The sequence below is a fragment of the Pseudarthrobacter sp. TE3704 genome (assembly GCF_056279405.1).
In genome coordinates this window covers 156,291-178,495 of sequence record NZ_JBWCCJ010000002.1, presented here as the reverse complement: position 1 = coordinate 178,495, position 22,205 = coordinate 156,291, and the positions used below count along the sequence as shown (strand labels likewise).

At 66.1% G+C, this 22,205-nt stretch carries 15 protein-coding genes; 3 read left to right on the top strand and 12 right to left on the bottom strand.

From position 1 onward, the window contains the following. Positions 1–25: 25 nt before the first annotated feature. The 8 genes from uvrC to ACZ9BC_RS04705 form a co-directional block, all read right to left on the bottom strand. Positions 26–2,086 carry an excinuclease ABC subunit UvrC gene (gene uvrC / locus ACZ9BC_RS04740; protein WP_476244980.1) on the bottom strand — a complete coding sequence of 687 codons (2,061 nt, stop codon included), beginning with the start codon at positions 2,084–2,086 and terminating at the stop codon, positions 26–28. Between the two features lie 68 nt (positions 2,087–2,154). Then, on the bottom strand, positions 2,155–2,823 hold the full coding sequence (locus tag ACZ9BC_RS04735) for a lysophospholipid acyltransferase family protein (protein ID WP_079596035.1): 669 nt from the start codon (positions 2,821–2,823) through the stop codon (positions 2,155–2,157). Beyond that, on the bottom strand, positions 2,810–3,526 hold the full coding sequence (locus ACZ9BC_RS04730; protein ID WP_476244979.1) for an HAD hydrolase-like protein: 717 nt from the start codon (positions 3,524–3,526) through the stop codon (positions 2,810–2,812). Before ACZ9BC_RS04730 ends, ACZ9BC_RS04735 begins: the two co-directional genes overlap by 14 nt. A 69-nt stretch (positions 3,527–3,595) precedes the next feature. After that, positions 3,596–6,520, bottom strand: a complete 2,925-nt coding sequence (gene uvrA, locus ACZ9BC_RS04725) for an excinuclease ABC subunit UvrA (protein ID WP_476244978.1) — start codon at positions 6,518–6,520, stop codon at positions 3,596–3,598. A 49-nt stretch (positions 6,521–6,569) separates the two neighbouring features. Beyond that, a complete protein-coding gene (locus ACZ9BC_RS04720) occupies positions 6,570–6,950 on the bottom strand; it encodes a GntR family transcriptional regulator (RefSeq protein ID WP_079596032.1) in 381 nt (126 codons plus the stop codon). Next, the gene (locus ACZ9BC_RS04715) at positions 6,947–8,665 is read right to left on the bottom strand and encodes an ABC transporter ATP-binding protein (protein WP_476245394.1); all 1,719 of its coding nucleotides are present in this window, start codon (positions 8,663–8,665) and stop codon (positions 6,947–6,949) included. The genes ACZ9BC_RS04720 and ACZ9BC_RS04715 overlap by 4 nt, the downstream gene beginning before the upstream one ends. Positions 8,666–8,751: 86 nt before the next feature. Continuing rightward, entirely contained in the window at positions 8,752–10,506 is a 1,755-nt protein-coding gene (locus ACZ9BC_RS04710) for an ABC transporter ATP-binding protein (protein WP_476245393.1), read from the bottom strand. A 159-nt stretch (positions 10,507–10,665) separates the two neighbouring features. Then, entirely contained in the window at positions 10,666–11,445 is a 780-nt protein-coding gene (locus tag ACZ9BC_RS04705; RefSeq protein ID WP_476244977.1) for a trans-aconitate 2-methyltransferase, read from the bottom strand. A gap of 96 nt (positions 11,446–11,541) precedes the next feature. On the opposite strand from ACZ9BC_RS04705, the gene ACZ9BC_RS04700 reads away from it, so the two are divergent. From ACZ9BC_RS04700 to ACZ9BC_RS04690, 3 genes are all read left to right on the top strand, one after another. Next, complete coding sequence (locus ACZ9BC_RS04700; RefSeq protein WP_476244976.1) at positions 11,542–14,085, top strand: DEAD/DEAH box helicase; 2,544 nt, start codon at positions 11,542–11,544, stop codon at positions 14,083–14,085. Between the two features lie 52 nt (positions 14,086–14,137). Beyond that, a complete protein-coding gene (locus ACZ9BC_RS04695) occupies positions 14,138–14,638 on the top strand; it encodes an N-acetyltransferase family protein (protein ID WP_476244975.1) in 501 nt (166 codons plus the stop codon). A gap of 103 nt (positions 14,639–14,741) precedes the next feature. Continuing rightward, entirely contained in the window at positions 14,742–16,013 is a 1,272-nt protein-coding gene (locus ACZ9BC_RS04690) for an alpha/beta fold hydrolase (protein WP_476245392.1), read from the top strand. On the opposite strand, the gene ACZ9BC_RS04685 is transcribed toward ACZ9BC_RS04690, so the two are convergent. From ACZ9BC_RS04685 to coaE, 4 genes are all read right to left on the bottom strand, one after another. Then, positions 15,999–17,363 (bottom strand): MFS transporter, encoded by a 1,365-nt coding sequence (locus ACZ9BC_RS04685; protein ID WP_476244974.1) that lies wholly within the window; start codon positions 17,361–17,363, stop codon positions 15,999–16,001. The two genes, ACZ9BC_RS04690 and ACZ9BC_RS04685, sit on opposite strands and share 15 nt — an antisense overlap. Before the next feature lie 107 nt (positions 17,364–17,470). Continuing rightward, positions 17,471–18,499: a TerC family protein gene (locus ACZ9BC_RS04680; protein WP_476244973.1), complete on the bottom strand. Its 1,029-nt coding sequence runs from the start codon at positions 18,497–18,499 to the stop codon at positions 17,471–17,473. A 250-nt stretch (positions 18,500–18,749) separates the two neighbouring features. Beyond that, positions 18,750–20,849 (bottom strand): excinuclease ABC subunit UvrB, encoded by a 2,100-nt coding sequence (uvrB, locus tag ACZ9BC_RS04675; protein ID WP_079596024.1) that lies wholly within the window; start codon positions 20,847–20,849, stop codon positions 18,750–18,752. Between the two features lie 80 nt (positions 20,850–20,929). Further along, the gene (coaE, locus tag ACZ9BC_RS04670) at positions 20,930–22,144 is read right to left on the bottom strand and encodes a dephospho-CoA kinase (protein ID WP_476244972.1); all 1,215 of its coding nucleotides are present in this window, start codon (positions 22,142–22,144) and stop codon (positions 20,930–20,932) included. Positions 22,145–22,205 lie beyond the last annotated feature (61 nt).

Below are 22,205 nucleotides of genomic sequence, written 5' to 3'. Positions count from 1 at the left end.
GCGGAAACCCCGCTCTTTACCCTAGCTAAGTTTCGATGATTTCGCCGGTGGTCATGTTGATGGCCGGTACCGTGGCTGCGGCCGGACCCTCAGCAGAGAAATGGGTCACGATGGCGCCGGCCAGTGCCGGTCCGATGCCCTTCGCCTGGGAGAGTTCCTCCGCGGTGGCTGCCTTGACGCCCTTGACGGACCCGAAATGGGCCAGCAGGGCCTTCCGCTTGGACGCGCCCAGCCCCGGCACACCGTCCAGCGCGGATACCGTCATGGCCTTTCCACGCTTCTGCCGGTGGAACGTGATCGCGAAGCGGTGGGCTTCGTCGCGGATGCGCTGCAGCAGGTAGAGGCCCTGCGAGGTGCGGGGAAGGATGACCGGGAAGTCGCTGTCCGGAAGCCAGACCTCTTCGAGGCGCTTGGCCAGGCCCACAACGTAGACGTCATCGATGCCAAGGTCCGCGAGGGCGCGCGCCGCCGCGTTGACCTGCGGCTTGCCGCCGTCCACCACCACCAGGTTGGGCGGGTAGGCGAACTTCGCGCGGGGCGCCGGGGTTGTGCTGTCCAGTACGGTGCCTTCGGGTGCCGGTGCCGGTGCCGGTGCCGTGGTTGGTTCGGTGCCCGGCGTTTCAGGGCCCAGCGGTTCAGGGCTCAGGGGCTCCGGGTTGAGCGCGGATTCGTCCACCTGGGCGGACTTGTCCTGCAGGTAGTGGCGGAACCGACGCGTCAGGACGTCGTGCATGGCGGCGGTATCGTCCGCGGCTGCGGGTCCGGTGACGGAGAACTTGCGGTAGTCGGACTTCTTGGGCAGACCGTCCTCCACCACCACCATGGAGGCCACCACGTTGGTTCCCTGGACGTGCGAAACGTCGAAGCATTCGATGCGCAGCAGCGGCACGGGCAGGTCCAGCGCCTCCTGAAGTTCCTGGAGCGCCTGCGACCTGACGGTCAGGTCTCCTGCCCGGCGGGTCTTGTGGAGTTTCAGCGCATGCTCTGCGTTTTCACGCACCGTGGACATCAGCGCTGCCTTGTCGCCGCGCTGCGGGACCCGGATGTCCACTTTGGCGCCCCGGATGCCGGCAAGCCACTCGGCCAGTTCCCCGGTGTTGCTGGGCTCCACCGGAACCAGCACTTCGCGGGGCAGCCGGCCGTGGCTGTCGCCGTCGCCGCCGTAGACCTGCTGCAGGAGGTGCTCCACGAGGTCCGGGGTGGTGGAGTCCTCCACTTTTTCCACGACCCAGCCGCGCTGGCCGCGGATCCTGCCGCCGCGGACGTGGAACACCTGCACGGCGGCTTCCAGTTCGTCCTCGTGCAGGGCGAAGATGTCGGCGTCGGTGTCCTCCGCGAGCACCACGGCGTTGCGTTCGAAGACCTTGCGCAGGGCGGTGATGTCATCGCGGATCCTGGCTGCATGCTCGTAGTCGAGTTCGGCCACCGCTTCTGCCATCCGCTTTTCCAGCTTGGCGATGAAGCGCTTGGCCTCCCCGCCCATGAAGGCGCAGAAGTCCTCCGCCAGGGCCCGGTGGTCCTCCGGGGAGATGCGGCCCACGCAGGGTGCCGCGCATTTGTCGATGTAGCCCAGCAGGCACGGGCGCCCGCTGGCCTGGGCCCGTTTGAAGACTCCGGCGCTGCAGCTGCGCACCGGGAAGACCCGGAGCAGGGTGTCCATGGTTTCCCGGATGGCGCCCGCGGTGTAGGGGCCGAAGTAGCGGGTGCCCTTTTTCTTGTCACCGCGCATCACCTGGACGCGCGGGTACTTCTCCCCCATGGTCACTGCGAGGTAGGGGTAGGTTTTGTCGTCCCGGAACACCACGTTGAACCGCGGTTTGAATTCCTTGATCCAGGTGTATTCCAGCTGCAGCGACTCCAGCTCGCTGCCCACCACGGTCCATTCCACGCTGCTGGCGGCATGAACCATGGCGTAGGTTTTCGGAAGCAGCCCGGCAGGGTTGGCGAAGTAGGAGTTCAGCCGCGATCTGAGGCTCTTCGCCTTGCCCACGTAAATGACCCGGCCGTGGGGATCACGGAACCGGTAAACCCCGGGGTTGGTGGGAATCTCACCCGTCCTGGGCCTGTAACTTGCTGGATTTGCCACCTATATAGTCTACTGATCCGCGGCCGGTGGCTTTGCCGTGCCGCTGACCGGCACCCCGTTGGCAGGGCCTACTCGATGACCTTGCTCTGGTTGTAGCTGGTGGACCGTTCCTGCCCGCTGAGTTCGGCGATGGCATCCATGATCCGGTCCGTCACTTCGCGCCGCGCAGGCAGCGAGTGGTCCGGCCCGGTCTTGTCGAAGTAGAGCGGCTCGCCCACCTTCATGGTGAAGTGCTGCGGCCGGACGCCTTTCTCGCCTGCCCGTTGCAGGTTTTCCGTCCCAATCAGGCCTACCGGGATCACAGGCGCCCCGGTGGTCAGCGCCAGCCAGCCCACCCCCGTGCGTCCGCGGTACAGGATGCCGTCGCGGGAGCGGGTGCCTTCCGGGTAGATGCCGATTCCACGGCCGGATTCCAGGATGTCCATCAGGGTTTTGAGCGCCTGGACACTGGCGGCCTGCTCGCCGCGTTCCACGGGAATGGACCCCACCGATTCAAAGAAGGCCTTCATGGCCTTGCCCTTGACGCCGCCGGTGGTGAAGTATTCGGCCTTCGCGAAGAAAGCCACCGGGCGGGGCATCAGTGCCTGCACGATGACACTGTCAAAAAAGGACAGGTGGTTGGGAGCGACGATGAACGGCCCGTCGGTGGGGACGTTTTCAATGCCGACGACGGATGGCCGGCAGGTGCCGGCGATCAGGGTGCGGGTGGTCCAGCGGACGGCTTCAAACATTTCCATCGTTGGTCACCTCGCTCATGGCTGCGCTGTGGATGGCCTGCAGCCGGTCGATGGCCTTTGCCAGGTCTTCCGCAGTGCTGACAACGGCAACTGAACCGGCGGCCTCCAGTTCGCCGTCGGGCGCAAACCCCCACGCCACACCGATGCAGTCGAGCCCGTTGGCGATGGCCCCGGAGACGTCCTGCGCCCGGTCCCCCACCATGATTGCGTGCTGGGTCTCGAGGTCCCGCAGTGCTGCGGCAATGATCTCGGTCTTCCCCAGGGGAACGCCGTCCACGGCCGTTTCGTCATCCGCGGAGCCGCGGATGCTGAGGAACAGTCCGTCGATGCCGTGGTGGGCCAGGACCGTCCGGGCCAGGTTCTGCGGCTTTTGGGTTGCGACTGCCACCGGCCGGCCAGCGGCAGCGTAGGCCTCCAGCAGTTCCAGGATGCCCGGGTAAAGCCGGCTCTGGGCGATGCCGGTGGCCACGTAGTACTCCCGGTAGCGCCGGATGACCTCGTCCAGGAGGCCGGCCGGCACCTTGGCGACGTTGAGGAGCGAATCGCTCAGCTTGGGGCCGATCATCGCCTCGAGCAGGTCCTGGCCGGGGACGGGAAGCCCCAGCCCGCGGAGGGCTGAGGCGATTCCGTCTGTTATCCCACCGGCCGGATCGACAAGAGTGCCGTCCAGGTCAAAGATCACGGGCACTGTTGTTGAAGTCACCGGGTTAGTTTCTCACGACAGAAGCAGTGCCTGAAACTCGCATGCCTGCAGCGGAATACTTCTCCTGCTCTAGCCCAGGATTTCGGACAGGAAGGTGGCGGTGTGGCTGGTGGTGGAGGTGGCTACCTGCTCCGGCGTGCCGGTGGCAACGATCTGGCCGCCGCCGGAACCGCCGTCGGGCCCAAGATCCACGATCCAGTCCGCACTCTTGATGACATCCAGGTTGTGCTCGATGGTGATGACCGTGTTGCCTTTGTCCACCAGCCCCTGCAGGACCATCAGCAGCTTGCGGATGTCCTCGAAGTGCAGGCCGGTGGTGGGCTCGTCCAGGACGTACACGCTGCGGCCGTTGGACCGCTTCTGCAGTTCTGCCGCCAGCTTGACGCGCTGCGCCTCACCGCCGGAAAGCGTGGTGGCGGGCTGGCCGAGCCGGACGTACCCCAGGCCCACGTCCACGAGCGTGTTCAGGTGCCGTGCGATGGGCGAGAACGCCGCAAAGAACTCCGCGCCCTCCTCGATGGGCATGTTGAGGACATCCGCGATGGTTTTGCCCTTGTAGTGCACTTCCAGGGTTTCCCTGTTGTAGCGCGCACCGTGGCATACCTCGCACGGGACGTAGACGTCCGGCAGGAAGTTCATCTCGATCTTCAGTGTGCCGTCACCGGAGCAGGCTTCGCACCGCCCGCCCTTGACGTTGAAGGAGAAGCGGCCGGGAAGGTAGCCCCGGACCTTGGCTTCAGTGGTCTCCGCGAAGAGCTTGCGGATGTTGTCGAACACGCCGGTGTAGGTGGCAGGGTTGGAGCGGGGCGTCCGCCCGATGGGGCTCTGGTCCACGTGGACCACCTTGTCCAGGTGCTCCAGCCCGTGGATGGTCTTGTGCCGCCCCGCTACCTGCTTGGCACCGTTGAGCTTGTTGGCCAGCACCTTGTACAGGATCTCGTTGACAAGAGTGGACTTGCCCGAGCCGCTCACGCCCGTCACCGCGGTGAAGAGGCCAAGCGGGAACGCCGCGTCCACGTTAACCAGGTTGTTTTCCCGCGCACCCACCACCTTGAGTTCGCGCTTTTTGTCGTACTTGCGGCGCTTCTTCGGCACTTCGATGCTCTTGCGGCCCGACAGGTAATCGCCGGTCAGCGATGCGGTGTTCTCGAGGAGTTCCTTGTAGGAGCCGGAGTGGACCACCTGGCCGCCGTGTTCACCGGCGCCCGGTCCGATGTCCACGATCCAGTCGGCAACATGAATGGTGTCCTCGTCGTGTTCCACGACGATGAGGGTGTTGCCCATGTCCCGGAGCCGGGTGAGGGTGTCAATGAGGCGCCGGTTGTCGCGCTGGTGCAGCCCGATGGAGGGCTCGTCCAGCACGTAAAGCACGCCCACCAGGCCAGAGCCGATCTGGGTGGCGAGCCGGATGCGCTGCGCCTCGCCGCCGGAGAGGGTGGCGGACGGGCGTTCCAGGTTCAGGTATTCCAGCCCCACGTCCAGGAGGAAGGTCAGGCGTGCCTGGATCTCCTTGAGCACCTGGTGTGCGATCTGTGCTTCGCGGCCGGTCAGGACCAGGTTGTTCAGGAACTCCGCGCAGTCGCGCATGGGAAGGGCCGCGACGTCGGCGATGGACTTGCCGTTGATGAGCACCGACAGGGACGCAGGATTGAGGCGCGCGCCGTTGCAGGCGGGGCAGGGAATCTGCCGCATGTACTCTTCGTAGCGGTCGCGGGCCCAGTCGGAATCGGTCTCGCCGTGCTTGCGGTGGACGTACTGGATGGCCCCTTCAAAGCCGGTGCTGTACTTGCGTTCCCGGCCGAAGCGGTTGCGGTACTGCACCACCACTTTGTGGTCCTTGCCGTGCAGGACGGTCTGGCGGACGTCCTTGCCCAGCTTTTCCCAGGGGGTGTCCATCGAGAACCCGAGTTCCTTGGCGAGGCCCTCCAGGAGCCGGTTCCAGTACTCGGTGGTGGCTGTTCCCAGCGACCAGGGGGCGATGGCGCCCTCGGACAAGGACAGCTCGGGGTTGGGGACGATGAGTTCCTCGTCCACCTCGAGCCGTGTGCCGATGCCGCTGCAGGCGGCGCAGGCGCCGAAAGGGTTGTTGAAGGAGAAGGACCGTGGCTCGATCTCGTCGATGGCAAGGGGATGCTCGTTGGGGCAGGCCAGGTTTTCGGAGAAGGCGCGGATCCGCGCGGGGTCGTCCGCCTCAAGGTCCACGAACTCTGCCAGGACGCGGCCCTCGGCCAGGCCCAGGGCGGTTTCGATGGAGTCGGTGAGGCGCTGGCTGATGCCTTCCTTGACCACGAGGCGGTCCACCACCACTTCGATGGTGTGCTTGAACTGCTTGCCCAGCTTGGGCGGATCGCTCAGCTGGACAAGGTCGCCGTCCACCCTGGCACGCGAATAGCCCTTGGCGGTGAGCTCCTTGAAGAGGTCGACGAATTCGCCCTTGCGTCCACGCACCACCGGTGCGAGGACCTGGAAACGGGTGCCTTCGTCGAGCTCCAGGAGCTGGTCGACGATCTGCTGCGGAGTTTGCTTGGCCACCGGCTCACCACAGACCGGGCAGTGCGGCCGTCCCACGCGTGCCCAGAGGAGCCGCATGTAGTCGTAGATCTCGGTGATGGTGCCCACGGTGGAGCGCGGGTTCTTGCTGGTGGACTTCTGGTCGATGGAGACGGCCGGCGAGAGGCCTTCGATGAAGTCGACGTCGGGCTTGTCCACCTGGCCGAGGAATTGCCGGGCGTAGGCGGACAGGGACTCCACGTAGCGGCGCTGGCCTTCGGCGAAGATCGTGTCGAACGCGAGGGAGGACTTGCCGGAGCCGGAGAGGCCGGTGAAGACAATCATCGCGTCGCGCGGCAGGTCGAGGTCCACGTTGCGCAGGTTGTGCTCCCGGGCGCCCTTCACCACAAGGCGGGAGAGGTCCGGGCGGTGGAGCGCGGCAGCGGAGGGCACGGCGACGGAAGCGGATTGGATGGCGGTTTCTTCAGCTACGGCTTTAGGCACCCCATAATGCTAATCGAAAACTTCTTCGAACATCCACGCGGCGGCGCGCTCAGCCGGCGTCGTAGGCTGCCGCGAGCAGCTTCACCGCTTCCGCGAACGTGGCGCCCTGCGACTTTGCGGCGTCGGCGTAGGCCGCGGCAGCTGCGGAGAGCCCGCTGAGGCGTTCGTCACGTGCACACACCACGGTCCCGTTCCTCCCCCGCGTGGCAACAATGCCGGCCGCTTCCAGTTCCTTATAGGCCCGGGCGACAGTGTGCGGCGCCACGTCCAGGCGCTCCGCAAGGCCCCTGACGGCGGGAAGCCGGGTGCCCGGGGGCAGCGCGCCGCTGTCCGCAAGGTGAATGATCCTGAGCCGCAGCTGTTCAAACAAAGCCACGGTGCTGCCGGCGTTGGGTTTCCAGTCCCCCGGGAAGTCGGGAGTGGTTTTCACAGTCCCGCCTCAAGGACCCCGGTACGCCTGGGACTGGCGGAGAACTGGGCGTTGTAGAGCCGCGCGTAGTAGCTGTTTGCCGCCAGGAGGCTCTGGTGGGTGCCCTGCTCAACGATGCGTCCGTGGTCCATGACCAAGATTAGATCAGCGTTCCGCACGGTGGACAAACGGTGGGCAATCACGAAGCTCGTCCTGCCATGACGCAGCCGCCGCATTGCCTGCCGGATCAGCAGTTCGGTCCTGGAGTCCACCGAACTTGTCGCCTCGTCCAGGATCAGGACCGGCCGCCCTGCCAGTTCGGCCCGGGCAATGGTGATGAGTTGCCGCTGGCCCTGGCTGAGGGGTTCGCCGCCGTTCTCCAGCACGGTGTCGTACCCGCCGGGGAGGGAACGGACGAAGCGGTCCACGTAGCTGGCCTCCGCCGCGGCCAGGATGCCGACCTCGGTGGCACCGGGCAGCCCGTAGGCGATGTTCTCCCTGATGGTGCCGGCGAAGAGCCACGCATCCTGGAGCACCACCCCGAACTGCCCCCGCAGCCGGTCTGTGGAGATGGTGGCAGTATCAATGCCTCCCAGGGTGATTCGGCCCAAACCCGGTTCGCAGAAGCGCAACAGGAGATTCACCACAGTGGTTTTTCCGGCTCCGGTGTGGCCGACGATGGCCACCGTTTGTCCCGGCTCCGCGGTGAACGAAAGGTTGCGCACGGCCGGCGGCGAGCCGGGGTAGCCGAAGGTCACGTCCTCGAAGACGATGGTTCCATCCTCGGGGACGGGCGTATCCCCGCCCCTTTGCGCGGGGTCCTCCTCCGCATCCAGCAGGGCGAACACGCGGGCCGCGGACGCAGCGCATGACTGGATGAGGTTGAGCAGGCCGCCAATCTGCCCGACGGGCTGGCTGAAGAGCCTGCTGAACTGGATAAACGCCTGGATGCCGCCGATGGTCATCGCTCCCGCAATGACCTGGAGAGCGCCGACAACTGCAACGGCGATGTAATTCAGGTTGGCCATCAGCACCATCAGGGGCTGGACCACCCCCACCGAGTACTGGGCTTTGGTGGCCGCGCGCGCCAGCCGCCGGTTGCTTTGGGCGAAGATGTCGGCTGCCCGGGACTGCTGCCCGAAGGCCTTGGTGACCTCGTGGCCGGTGATGAACTCCTCAACGTGCGCGTTGAGCTCCCCGGTTTCCTTCCACTGCCGTTCGAAGTGCGCCTGTGACCGGCGCGCAACGAGAACGGTGATGCAGGTGGAGAGGGGCACGCTGGCGAGGGCTATGGCCGCCAGCATGGGCGAGATCCACAACATCATGGCCAGCGATCCGCACAGCATCAGCACGGACATGATCAGTTGCGTGAGGAGCTGGTTCATGGCCTGGGAGATGTTGTCGATGTCGTTGGTTGCCCGGCTCAGGACATCGCCCCGGGAACGCTCGCTGAAATATGTGGACGGCAGGCGGTGCAGCTTGTCCTCCACCGCAGCCCGCAGCCCGTACATCAGCCCCTGCACGGAGCGGGCCGTCAGGGCGCCCTGGATCCAGTTGAAGAGGGACGCGAAGACGTACATCACCGCCACAGTGGACAGCAGGATGACCAGGCGTTCCTGGTCGGTGGTGCCCAGGAAGATACCGTCTACGACGACGTCGGTGGCGTCGCCAAGATACTTCGGAGCTGCCACGTTGAGGCCCGCGAAAGCACAGGTTGCGGCCACTGCGCCAAGCATGAGGCCGCGGAACGGGCGCAGCAGCCCAAGGAGCCTGCCCGATGTGCGCCAGAACCCGTCCGTGGATGTCCCGACGGCGGCCGCCGTCACAGCGGTCCGTCCAGTGCCAGCTGCGATTCGGCGATTTCGCGGTATGTGCCGGATGTCTCCAGCAGCGCCTGGTGGGTCCCCTGCGCCACGATGCGCCCGCCGTCGAGCACCAGGATCAGGTGTGCGCCTTCCACAGCCGAAACACGCTCTGCCACAACAATCACCGTGGCTGACGGAAGTTCCGCGTCCAACGCCTGCCGCAGCCTGGTGTCCGTGTCGTAGTCCAGCGCGGAAAAGCTGTCATCAAAGAGATAAAGGGGCGCTGTGCGCAGCAGGGCACGCGCCATGCACAGGCGCTGCCGCTGCCCTCCGGACAGCGTGGTTCCGCCCTGGCCCACAGGAGTGGCCAGCCCCAAGGGCAGGTCGCGCATGAAGCGCATGGTCTGCGCCTTCTCCAGGACTGCCCAGAGTTCCTCGTCCGATGCGTCGGGGGCAGCCATGCGCAGGTTGTCGGCAATAGTGCCCGAAAACAGATGGGAGTGCTGGGGGACTATGGACATGGCCCCGCGAAGCGTGTCCAACGGCAGCTCCTTGATGTTCACGCCATCCAGCCGGATCTCCCCCTCGGTGGAATCAAGGAAACGCGGGATCAGGTTCAGGAGCGTGGATTTTCCACTGCCCGTGGATCCCACGATGGCAGTGGTGGTTCCCGGCATGGCCGTAAAGCTGATTTCGGAGAGGACCGGCGCTTCTGCCCCCGGATAGGAAAATCCGACCCCCCTGAACTCAAGGGTTCCCGGCTGCGCGGACGTAGCCGGCCAGCCGGCCGGAGCGGCGTGAAGGGTATGCGCACGGGGGCCCGGGGACTCCAGCACCGAGGGTTCGGTGTCCAGGACGGCAGTGATCCGCTCCGCGCAGGCAGCGGCGCGGGGTGCAGTCATCAGGACGTACATGGCCATCATGATGGCCAGCAGGATCTGCATGATGTAGCTGATGAAGGCCGTGAGCGCACCGATGTTCATCTGGCCCGACTGGATGCGCTGGCCGCCGAACCACACAACTGCCACCGACGACAGGTTCACCACCAGCATGATCAACGGCAGCATGGCCGCAACCAGCAGAGCTGACTGCAGGTTGTTGGCAGTAAGGCTGCTGTTCGCCCGCGCGAAGCGCCCAATCTCGTGCTCCTGGCGCACAAAGGAACGGATTACCCCGGCACCGATGATCTGCTCACGCAGGATGCCGCCTGCCTTGTCCAGCAGGTCCTGCCCTTGACGGTAGAGCGGGACCAGGCGCCGGACGATCATTGACATGATGAGCAGGAGCAACGGCACAACGACGATGACCACTGCGGACAGCCCCACGTCCTGCTGCAGGGCGAGGACAATGCCGCCCAGCCCCATCGCCGGCCCGGCGATCAGCATGGTGAACACCAGCACCGCGAATGCCTGGATCTGCTGGGTGTCGTTGGTTGTCCGCGTGGCCAGGCTCTGCGCCCCGAAACGTGCCACCTCCTGGGAGGACAGCGACTGGATGCTCGAAAAAATCTCCAACCGGAGCTGGCGCCCCATCCCCATGGCCGTTACAGCCCCAAGGTAGCCGGCCCCGATGGCCGCGCCGGCCTGGACCGCGGCGATGCCGGCCATCAGGACCCCGAGGCGGGAAATCACCCCGGTGTTGCCGGCCACAATGCCGTCGTCGATGATCGCGGCGTTCACGGTGGGAAGCAGGAGGTTCGCGGCGGCCTGGACCAGCTGCAGCAGCACGATGGCGGCGAGGGGCCATCTGTGACCCTTGAGGAGCCGCCCCATCAATCCGATCAGCAACGCACCTCCCGTAAGGTCAGGAAAGCCGACAACGATGGTCGCCTCCCCCAATTGGCCACGTTCGTCATTGTAGGCCAGATCACATTCAGCCGCCGTCAACAACATGACCAGTCCAGTAGAGATCATCCAGCGACTGGACGCCGGTCACTCGTTCTTGCGGCCTACCGCGAAGATCCTGCGGAAAGGATAGATTGTGCCGTGCCTGCCCTGCGGATATCCCCCGCTCAGGGACGCAGCATACTCGGCTTCAAACTGGGCCCCGTCCTCCGGTGAGAGCACATTCAGCACGGGACGCAACGCGGTACCCCGGACCCACTCCAGGACCGGGTCCGGGCCTGGCAGCACCTGCTGGTAGGTGGTTTCCCAGGCGTCTGCCGAGCACCCGGCGTCGAGCATGATGTCCAGGTAATCCGCCGGCTCCCCCACCGATTCGTCGCCGCGCAGCACCCCGCCGAGTTTCGGTGCCCACCGCTCCGAGGCGGCGATGTCCCGCATCAGTGCATGGGACGGTGCGTTAAAGTTCCCCGGTACCTGCAGCGCGAACCAGGCGCCGGGGCGCAGTGCGGCCAGCCATGACCGCATCAACTCCTGGTGCCCGGGCACCCATTGAAGGGCCGCGTTGCTGACCACCACATCCGTCCCTGCCGGGGGCGTCCAATGGGTGATATCCGCCTGCTCAAAATGCAGCGACGGATGCCGTGCAGCGTGGTCCGCCGCCTTGGTCAGCATGTCCGCCGAGGCGTCCAGGCCCACCACTTCCGCGTCCGGCCAGCGTTCGGCGAGCGTTGCGGTGAGGTTCCCCGGGCCGCAGCCCAGGTCAACCACCCGGGCCGGCCTGTCGGCGTGGACCCTTCCGGTGAGGTCGAAAAACGGCCGGTCCCGGTGATCGCCGAACTGAACGTATTTGGCCGGATCCCATTCCATAGGCTTCTCCACTGTCTGGTGCTGTCACTGCTATCGCGAAGCCTAGCCCGGCCGGGACGGATTTCCCGGCGCGCCCTGGCACTAAGCTGGAAATCAATGAAACTCGTTGACCAGCTGACCCATCTGCCCGCCGGGAACCTCCAGGCCGCCGTCGATCCCGATGACCTGTACACCCGCTTCGTCGAGTGGACGGAAAGCCGTGGCTTGGCGCTGTATCCGGCGCAGGACGAAGCCATTATGGAACTGGCTACCGGGGCCAACGTCATCCTGGCTACCCCCACCGGCTCCGGTAAATCCCTGGTGGCCATCGCCGCGCATTTCCAGGCCATGGCGCAGGGCAGGCGCAGCTACTACACGGCGCCCATCAAGGCGCTGGTGTCGGAGAAGTTCTTTGCCCTGTGCGAGATCTTCGGCGCGGAGAACGTGGGAATGATCACCGGGGACTCCGGGGTCAACCAGGACGCGCCGATCATCTGCTGCACCGCTGAAATACTGGCCAACACTGCTTTGCGCGAGGGTGCGGCAGCCGAACTGGGCGCAGTCATCATGGACGAGTTCCACTTCTACTCCGACCCGCAGCGCGGCTGGGCCTGGCAGGTGCCGCTGCTGGAACTCCCGCAGGCCCAGTTCCTGCTGATGTCCGCGACGCTGGGCGACGTGGCGAGGTTCGAAAAGGGACTGACCGATCTGACCGGCCGACCCACCACCACCGTGAGTTCGGCCGAACGGCCCATTCCGCTGCATTACTACTACCACGAGACCCCGGTCCACGAGACGCTGGAGGAGCTGCTCGCCACCAAGCAGGTCCCGGTCTATGTGGTGCACTTCAGCCAGATCGAGGCAATCGACCGGGCCCAGAACCTGATGAGCATCAATGTCTGCACCCGCGAGGAGAAGGACAAAATTGCCGAATTGATCGCCAACTTCAGGTTCGCCGCCGGCTTTGGCAAGACCCTCAACAGGCTGGTGCGCCACGGCATCGGCGTGCACCACGCGGGCATGCTGCCCAAGTACCGGCGGCTGGTGGAGCAGTTGGCCCAGGCGGGGCTGCTCAAAGTCATCTGCGGCACGGACACCCTCGGCGTGGGCATCAACGTCCCCATCCGCACGGTGTTGCTCACAGCGCTTAGCAAGTACGACGGCGTCCGCACCCGGCTGCTGAACTCGCGTGAGTTCCACCAGATCGCAGGGCGTGCCGGCCGCGCGGGATATGACACCGCCGGCACGGTGGTGGTCCAGGCCCCCGAGCACGTCACCGAAAACGTCAAGGCGATGGCCAAGGCCGTTGCCAAGTTCGGCGACGACCAGAAAAAGCTGCGCCAGGTGGTCAAGAAGAAGCCGCCGGAAGGTTTTGTGTCCTGGGGTGAGCCAACGTTCAAGCGGCTGGTGGAGTCGGTGCCGGATCCGCTGAGTTCAAGCTTCACGGTAACGCACGCGATGCTCATGAACCTGATGGAGCGGCCCGGCGATCCTTTTGCCGCTGCGCGCCGGCTGCTGACGGAAAACCACGAGCCGCGGTCCTCCCAGCTGCGGCTGATGAAGAAGGCACTGGGTATCTACCGGGAGCTGCTCGCTGCCGAAGTTGTGGAGCGGATACCCGAAGAGCAGCAGGGAGCGAACGGGCGCACGGTCCGGCTCACCGTGCACCTGCAGCCGAACTTCGCGCTCAACCAGCCGCTCTCCCCCTTCGCACTCGCTGCGCTGGAGCTCCTTGACCCGGAGTCGCCGTCGTACGCCCTGGACGTGGTGTCCGTGATCGAGGCGACGCTGGAGAAGCCGCGCCAGATCCTTTCCGCGCAGCAGAAGAAGGCCCGCGGCGAAGCGGTGGCCGCCATGAAGGCGGACGGCGTCGAGTACGACCAGCGGATGGCGATGCTGGACGAGGTCACATACCCGCAGCCCCTCGCCGAAATCCTCGGTGAGGCATTCGAGGTGTACCGGAAGGCCGCCCCCTGGGTGGGCGACTTTGAGCTGGCGCCGAAGTCAGTGGTGCGGGACATGTTCGAGCGTGCCATGAACTTCGGCGAGTTCGTGCAGTTCTATGGTCTGGCCCGTTCGGAGGGCATCGTGCTGCGGTACCTCGCGGACGCGTTCAAGGCGCTCCGGCAGACGGTTCCCCAGGACATGCTCCGGGATGACCTCGAAGACCTGATTGCCTGGCTGGGCGAACTGGTGCGCCAGGTTGACTCCAGCCTCCTGGACGAATGGGAGGAACTGACCTCCGGTGCCGCTCCCACCCCGCACGACGCGCCGCCGCCTCCCCCGCCGTCGCTTACCTCGAACATCCGGGCCTTCCGGGTGATGGTCCGCAACGAGATGTTCCGCCGCGTGGAACTGTTCGCGGACGAGGACGCTGCGGCTCTCGGCGAGCTGGACGGCGCCTCCGGCTGGGACCGGGACCGGTGGGAAGACGTTCTCGACGACTACTTTGACGAGCATGACGACATTGGAACCGGGCCGGACGCCCGCGGCCCAAACCTGCTGATCATTACCGAGGAACCCGGAGTGTTGAAGGTACGGCAGATCTTCGATGATCCCGCGGGGAACCATGACTGGGGCATTTCCGCGGAGGTGGACCTTGCGGCGTCGGATGAGACCGGAACTGCCGTGGTGCGGGTGACCGACGTCAACCGGCTCTGACGCTGCCGCGGCCCTGCGGCAGCGGCGACAACCACGGCGGTAAGCTCGAACAATGAGCTTAATCCGCCCCGCAACAGAGCAAGACGTGCCCGCGATCCTGAGGATGATCCACGAACTGGCGCACTACGAGAAAGAACCGGACGCCGTCCGCAACACCCCGGAAATGCTGCGGCAGGTCCTCTTTGGGGAGAACCCGCGCGTCTTCGCCGCCATGGCTGAAAACGAAGCCGGCGACGTTCAGGGCTTCGCGCTGTGGTTCCTCAACTACTCCACGTGGGAGGGTGTGCACGGCATCTACCTGGAAGACCTGTACGTAAGCCCGGAGGCCCGCGGCGAAGGCCACGGCAAGGCCCTCCTGCAGCACCTCGCCGGGATTGCGGTGGAGAACGGCTATGCCCGGGTGGAATGGAGTGTCCTTGACTGGAACGAGCCGTCCATCAACTTCTACCGGAGCCTCGGCGCCAGGCCGATGGACGGGTGGTCCACCTTCCGCCTGACCGGAGATGCCCTGGAACAGTTCGGCAGCGTTGTCCCCGCCGCAGCCAATGGCTGACGTACGGCAGCCGGCCGCCGTCAAGGCCCTCACACGCCTGTTCCGGCCCGGGCAGGGAGCGACGGCGGGCCACGAGGTCCGGGCTGCGCATGCCTTCCGCGGCATGCGCACAGCGGAGCACTACTTCACCGTGCCCTTGGACCACGTGGGATCCGCCGCCACTCCCGAGACCATCACCGTCTTCGCCCGCGAGTATGTATCGGCGGCGCACAGCGAGGAGGAAGCGCAAAACCTTCCCTGGCTGCTGTTCCTGCAGGGCGGACCGGGCGGCCGCGGCAACAGGTTCGGTTCCCTGGGCGGCTGGAGCAAGGCCGCGGCGAAGGACTTCCGTATCCTGATGCTTGACCAGCGGGGAACCGGGCTATCCACACCGGTAGACCGGAACACCCTGCCGCTGCGCGGGTCAGCCGAAGAGCAGGCCGCATACCTGGAACACTTTCGGGCTGATTCGATCGTGGCCGACGCCGAGCTGATTCGGAAAACGCTGGGCTCACCGCCCTGGAGCATCTACGGCCAGAGCTACGGCGGCTTCTGCGCGCTGACCTACCTGTCGTTCGCCCCGGAGGGACTGCGGGAAGTGCTCATCACCGGCGGCCTGGCGCCGCTGACGGGACCGGCCGATGACGTCTACCGGGCCACGTTCCAGCGCGTGGCGGCGCGGAATGCAGAGTACTTCAGCTGGTACCCCGAGGACCGCGCCATGGTGGAACGGATTGCCCGCCACCTGCGGAGCACGCCGGAGTTCCTGCCCGACGGCGGACCGCTCACCGTGGAGCGCTTCCAAATGGCGGGGGCGTTCCTGGGCGGCAACACCCGGGTGGACAGCCTGCACTACCTGCTGGAGGACGCCTTCACGGAGACCGCGGCAGGCCCCCGGCTCTCGGACCCCTTCCTGGAACAGATGCAGGGCATCGTCTCGCGGCGTTCCAACCCGCTGTACGCCCTGATGCATGAATCCATCTACGGCCAGGGCCAGGCGACGGACTGGTCCGCCTGGCGGGTGCTGGACGAGTACCCGGAGTTCCGGCCGGACGCAGAACCGCTGTTGCTGACCGGCGAAATGGTCTACCCCTGGTACTTCGACCAGGATCCTGCGCTGCGGCCCCTCCGCGAGGTGGCCGGGCTGCTGGCGGCCAAGCAGGACTGGACGCCGCTCTATGACGTCCGGCAGCTCGCCGCGAACCGGGTTCCGGTGGCGGCGGCCGTCTACTCGGACGATATCTACGTGGACCGGAAGCTGTCCCTTGAAACGGCTGCTGCCGTCCGCGGGCTCCAGGTCTGGGAAACGGGCGACTTCCATCACGATGGCATCGCCGACGACGGTGAAGGGATCTTTGCCCGGCTGCTGGGGATGGCCAGGTCAGGCCGCCGCTGACGCCCGCCGCCGGGTAACGAGGGTCAGGAAGGCTGCCGCCAGGACACAGGCGCCCACCACGCCACCGAGCATGTTGAGCCCCAGGTAACCGGTCCAGCTCAGGACCAGGCCGGAGACGGCCCCGCCCACGGCCCCGGCTGCCCCCATCAGCATGTCGGACACGCCCTGCACCACAACCCGGGCCTCCTGCCCGACGCTCTCTGCCAGCAGGGTGGACCCGGACACGGTGGCGGCCGACCAGCCCATGCCCAGCAGCACCAGGCCGACGGCCACCGCTGTGGTGGAGCCCTGGCCGAAGCCCGCCACGATGACGGCTGTAATCAGCAGGGCGAAGCCAATCATGATGGTCTCCGTCCTGCCCGCCTTGTCCGTCAGCCAGCCCATGACGGGTGACAGGGCGAACATGCCGGCAATGTGCAGAGAGATGGTGAAGCCGATGATCACCAGTACGTCGCCGGAGGCGGTATGCCCGGCGTGCGATGCGCCGGGGCCTTCCACCAGGTGCTGCAGGTGCAGGGGCGTCATGGACATGACGCCTACCATGACGGCATGGGCCGCGACGACGGCTGCCACGGCCAGGAGCGCCATCCGTGAGGCGCGGATGGCGCGCATGCCACGGGCCAGGGATCCGGGCGGCCTGCTGCCTTGGTTGGCCGCGGCGGCGACGCTCCCTGCCTGGGGCACTCCGGGTGCAGCCGGGCCTTCAGCCCGTGCGGCCAGTTCACGGGAGAGGAGGAGCGGGTCCGGCCGGAGTCCGACCCAGACGAGGACGGTTGCCACCAACAGTCCGGCGCCGGAGATGACGAACGGTCCGGCGACCGGCGGCAGCCCCAGGGCCGCGCCCACCACCGTGCCGGGCTGGATCAGGTTGGGGCCGGCGACGGCTCCGACAGTGACGGCCCAGACGACGGTTGACAGTGCCCTGCCGCGGTGCTCGCCGTCGGCAAGGTCGACGGCGGCAAAACGCGCCTGCAGGCTTGCGGCGGTCCCGACTCCAATGCCGGCCGCACCCAGCACCAGCAGGCCGAAGATTCCGGTCACGACGGCCAGGACCATTAGCACGGTGCCCGCCAAGGCCGCGGACAAGCCCGCCAGCTGGCCCGCCCGGCGGCCCCTGCGCTCCGCCAGTGAGGCCAGCGGCAGCGCCGCCAGGGCGGCGCCGAGGGTCATGACTGTTGCCACTGCACCGGCCCACGCGCTGGAGCCCGAGAGCTCAACGGCGAGGATGGAGCCGATGGAAACCGTGGCGCCCGTGCCAATTCCACCGAAGACCTGGGCCGCGGCCAGCAGAGCCACGGTACGCCGCTGGACCCGTCGCACGTCCTGTTCGCTTATCACTGTGGGGGCCATGGACAGAGCATAGTCCTCGGCGCCGGGCTCCCAAAGGGGCAAATTTAAGCAACAATCCCGGCCGCTGGGAGCGGCCGGGATTGTGGTCAAACAGGGGCGGTCAGCGGCTAGTCAACGTCGCTGTGGCTCCGGCGTACGTCTTCCTCGAGGCGCGGATCCAGGTGGGTTTCCTTCGCCTTGGAGCTGAGCAGGCTGGCAACCACCGCGATGATGATGGTGCCGACAATCACGGCCAGGGAGACGAACGTGGGGATCTCCGGGGCCCACTCGATGTGCTGGCCGCCGTTGATGAACGGCAGTTCGTTCACGTGCATGGCGTGCAGGACCAGCTTGACGCCGATGAACGCGAGGATGAAGGACAGTGCGTGCTTCAGGTAGATCAGGCGGTTCATCAGGCCGCCCAGCAGGAAGTACAGCTGGCGCAGGCCCATGAGGGCGAAGAGGTTGGCGGTGAACACGATGAACGGGCTCTGGGTGAGTCCGAAGATGGCGGGGATGGAGTCCACGGCGAACAGCAGGTCGGTGAGGCCGATGGTGATGAACACGATCAGCATCGGGGTGAAGACCTTCTTGCCGTTCACGGTGGTGCGCAGCTTGCCGCCGTCGAACTTCTCCGACATGGGAATGACCTTGCGGATCTTCGCGATGAGCGGGTTTTCCCGGTCTTCTTCGTCTTCGCCTTCGTCCTGGGCCTGCTTCCAGGCGGTCCACAGCAGGAACGCTCCGAAGATGTAGAACACCCAGCTGAACTGCTCGATGACGATGGCGCCGAGCAGGATGAAGATGCCGCGCAGGATCAGGGCGATAATGATGCCCACCATCAGCACTTCCTGCTGGTACTTCCGGGGTACGGAGAACCTGGCCATGATGATGATGAAGACAAACAGGTTGTCGATGCTGAGGCTGTATTCGGTGACCCAGCCGGCGACGAACTGACCGCCGTATTCAGGCCCGGTGAAGGCGAACATGGCGCCGGCAAACACGAGCGCGAGCGAGACGTAGAACGCCACCCACAGTCCGGCTTCCTTCATGGAGGGTTCGTGGGGACGGCGCACCACAAGCAGGAGGTCGATCAGGAGGATCAGGCCGAGGACGACAAGAGAGCCGACCTCGAACCACACGGGCAATTCGAGCACAGGGTAGCCTTTCGCAGGGTACAGAGATGCGGTGTAAGTCTCTCCGGCCTGCCTGCGCACTCGGTGCTGATGCGGCGGCCCGCTACGCCCGGCGGAGCAACTATGCCCTGCGTGTTGACGATCGTAGCGCTTGGGATACTCCCCTACGTGACGTTAACTGTACCTTAGCCTGCAGTGATGCCACTCCTGTGGCACACCCAGCCGCGCCGGATGTTTGCCGGAGCGTGCCCAGGAGGTGCCCAGGTGGTGCTCAGGCGTGGCCGGCCGCCTGCATCTGGCGCAGTTCCTTTTTGAGTTCGCTGACTTCGTCCCTGATCCGGGCGGCCACTTCGAACTGCAGCTCGGCGGCTGCGCCGTGCATCTGCTCGGTGAGCTGTTCGATCAGGCCCACCAGGTCCTCCGCGGGAGCGGCGGCGAGGCCGTCGGCGCGGACCTGGGCTGCGCCCTTGGCCCCGGACTTGGTCCGCTTGGCTCCCTTGGCCAGGCGGTTGTTGTTGAGCAGCTCCTGGGTGTCCGCGTCTTCCCGTGCCAGCTGGTCTGTGATGTCGGCGATCTTCTTCCGCAGCGGCTGCGGGTCCACGCCGTGCTCTTTGTTGTAGGCCACCTGGATGGCGCGGCGCCGGTTGGTCTCGTCAATGGCGTGGGCCATGGAATCCGTGATGCGGTCCGCGTACATATGCACCTGGCCGGAGACGTTGCGGGCGGCGCGGCCGATGGTCTGGATCAGGGACGTGGACGAACGCAGGAAGCCTTCCTTGTCCGCATCCAGGATGCTCACCAGCGACACCTCGGGAAGGTCGAGGCCTTCCCGGAGGAGGTTGATGCCCACCAGCACATCGAAACTGCCCAGCCGGAGTTCCCGCAGCAGTTCGACACGCCGCAGTGTGTCCACGTCCGAGTGCAGGTACTCCACCTTGATGCCGTGGCCCAGCAGGTAGTCCGTGAGGTCCTCGGCCATGCGCTTGGTCAGCGTGGTGACCAGGACGCGCTCGTCCTTCTCCACCCGGGTCCGGATCTCGCCCAGGAGGTCGTCAATCTGGCCCTTGGTGGGTTTGACGATGACTTCCGGGTCCACCAGTCCGGTGGGGCGGATGATCTGCTGGACGAAACCGTCCGCCTTGCCGAGCTCGTATTTGCCGGGCGTCGCGGAAAGGTAGACGGTCTGGCCGATGCGCTCCAGGAACTCGTCCCATTTGAGCGGCCGGTTGTCCATGGCGGACGGCAGCCGGAAGCCGTGATCCACCAGGGTCCGCTTCCGGGACATGTCGCCTTCGTACATGGCGCCGATCTGCGGAATGGTCACGTGGGATTCGTCCACCACCAGCAGGAAGTCGTCCGGGAAGTAGTCGATGAGGCAGTGCGGGGCGGTGCCGCCGGCCCGGCCGTCGATGTGGCGGGAGTAGTTTTCGATGCCGTTGCAGAAGCCCATCTGCTGCATCATTTCGAGGTCGTAGGTGGTGCGCATCCGCAGCCGCTGCGCCTCCACCAGCTTGTTCTGCCCCTCCAGGGCCGCAAGCCGCGCGGCGAGTTCATCCTCGATGGACTTGATGGCGCGGGTCATCCGCTCCGGCCCCGCAACGTAGTGGGATGCCGGGAAGACGTACATCTCCGTCTCCTCGCGGAGGACCTCGCCGGTGACGGGGTGCAGGGTGTAGATGTTTTCCACCTCGTCGCCGAAGAACTCGATGCGGAGCGCCAGTTCCTCGTACATGGGGATGATTTCGACTGTATCGCCGCGCACACGGAAGGTGCCCCGGTGGAAGTCCATGTCATTGCGGGCGTACTGCATGGAGACGAACTTCCGCAGCAGCACGTCCCGGTTCATCTCCTGGCCCTTGCGGAGGGTGACCATGCCGGCGATGTACTCTTCCGGGGTGCCCAGGCCGTAGATGCAGGACACCGTAGCCACCACCACAACGTCGCGGCGGGTCAGCAACGCGTTGGTGGCGGAGTGGCGCAGCCGCTCCACTTCCTCGTTGATGGAGGAGTCCTTCTCGATGAAGGTGTCCGTCTGCGGCACGTAGGCTTCGGGCTGGTAGTAGTCGTAGTAAGACACGAAGTACTCCACCGCGTTGTTGGGCAGGAGCTCCCGGAACTCGTTGGCCAGCTGCGCCGCGAGGGTCTTGTTCTGCACCATCACCAGGGTGGGGCGCTGGACCTGCTCGATCAGCCACGCGGTGGTGGCACTCTTACCGGTACCCGTGGCACCGAGGAGCACCACGTCCTTCTCACCGTTCTTGATGCGCTCCGTCAGCTCGGCGATGGCGGCCGGCTGGTCTCCCGCGGGCTTGAATTCGCTGATGACCTCGAAGGGCGCTACAACACGGTTGATCTCCTGCGCAAGGCTCATGGATCTAATCTACAACCGGGCACCGACACTGGCGGGGCGAGTCCGTTACGGGCGAACAGGCGCCGGTCCGCTGGGCGGCTTCAGGACGCGGACGACGGCGGCTGCCACTGCGTGAGTTCGGCCCAGGCGCTCATTCCCGGCCACGCAACATCCGTAAACCACGGTTCCTTGGCCTCCGCATACGCCCTGGTGCTCCCCGAACCGGCAAAGCGCCCGGCGAGATCTTCCTTGTGCGCCGCGTAGAGCCGGAGGGCAGCGGGGTCGTCCCGCAGCCAGTCCCGGAACATCAGGGCGAAACGCCATCCGGGCGAGCCGGCAACGCGGACGTGAAGGTTGACCGGACGGCCGGGGTCGGCGTTGGCGTGGAAGCGTTTCTGCCACAGCCGGGGGTCCGGCTCCGCCGGTTTAGGTGTATCGGATCCGGCGCCGGGAACCAGGGGGAAGCCGGCTTCCGCCAGCAGCGGCGCAGCACTGTCGGCGTCGTCCAGGCTGGATACCGCAATCTGCAGGTCGATGACGTCCTTCGCGGCGAGCCCGGGGACGGAGGTGGACCCAATGTGGTCCACAGCCAGGAAGCGCCCGGGGGCCACGGTCATGAGCCGCGCCATGATCCTCGCCGCCTGCTGTGCCCATTCCTCCCGGTACGGGACCAGGACAGGCCCGACGGTCCTCGCCGCGCGGGTCCCTGCGGCGAGGTTGTGGGCGAACGGCGCCAGCCGCCCGTCCCACAGCTCGTCCACCTGCTTGGTCAGCTGCTCCAGCGTGCCGGAGTTGTCGAGGACCACGTCCGCCGCAGCCAGCCGTTCCTCCCGCGATGCCTGGGCTGCCATCCGCGAACGGGCAGCTTCTGCCGTCATGCCGCGGTGTTCCAGCATCCGCTGCACGCGGACATCGTCGGGTGCATCGACCACCAGCACGAGGTGGAAGGCGCTCCCCTGGCCGGTTTCCACGAGCAGCGGTATGTCCTGGACCACCACGGCATCGCTGGCGGCGTCATCCACGATGGCTGCGGCACGCGAGCGGACCAGCGGGTGGACGATCCCGTTGAGGACGGCGAGCCGTTCGGCATTTCCGAACACCACCTCGCCCAGGCGGGCACGGTCCAGCCGTCCTCCGTCGCCGAGCATTGCGCCCCCGAACTCCGCCACGATGCGCCGCAGCCCCTTCGTACCGGGCTCCACCACCTCGCGGGCCAAGGCGTCAGCGTCCACCAGCACCGCGCCACGCTCCTTGAGCCGCCTGGCCACCACTGACTTTCCGGACGCGATTCCGCCCGTCAACCCGATCTTCAGCACCCTCCCACCCTATCCCTCGCCACCACCGCCATATCCTGGGTGGCGTGGACCCGGCACCTCG

Excerpts from the sequence above, each read along its gene's own strand:
- ACZ9BC_RS04735 (WP_079596035.1), bottom strand. The coding sequence starts at position 2,823 with ATGGAAATGTTTGAAGCCGTCCGCTGGACCACCCGCACCCTGATCGCC.
- ACZ9BC_RS04715 (WP_476245394.1), bottom strand. The coding sequence starts at position 8,665 with ATGCTTGGCGCAGTGGCCGCAACCTGTGCTTTCGCGGGCCTCAACGTG.
- ACZ9BC_RS04710 (WP_476245393.1), bottom strand. The coding sequence starts at position 10,506 with ATGGGGCGGCTCCTCAAGGGTCACAGATGGCCCCTCGCCGCCATCGTG.
- ACZ9BC_RS04705 (WP_476244977.1), bottom strand. The coding sequence starts at position 11,445 with ATGGAATGGGATCCGGCCAAATACGTTCAGTTCGGCGATCACCGGGAC.
- ACZ9BC_RS04700 (WP_476244976.1), top strand. The coding sequence starts at position 11,542 with ATGAAACTCGTTGACCAGCTGACCCATCTGCCCGCCGGGAACCTCCAG.
- ACZ9BC_RS04695 (WP_476244975.1), top strand. The coding sequence starts at position 14,138 with ATGAGCTTAATCCGCCCCGCAACAGAGCAAGACGTGCCCGCGATCCTG.
- ACZ9BC_RS04690 (WP_476245392.1), top strand. The coding sequence starts at position 14,742 with ATGCGCACAGCGGAGCACTACTTCACCGTGCCCTTGGACCACGTGGGA.
- ACZ9BC_RS04685 (WP_476244974.1), bottom strand. The coding sequence starts at position 17,363 with ATGGCCCCCACAGTGATAAGCGAACAGGACGTGCGACGGGTCCAGCGG.
- uvrB (WP_079596024.1), bottom strand. The coding sequence starts at position 20,849 with ATGAGCCTTGCGCAGGAGATCAACCGTGTTGTAGCGCCCTTCGAGGTC.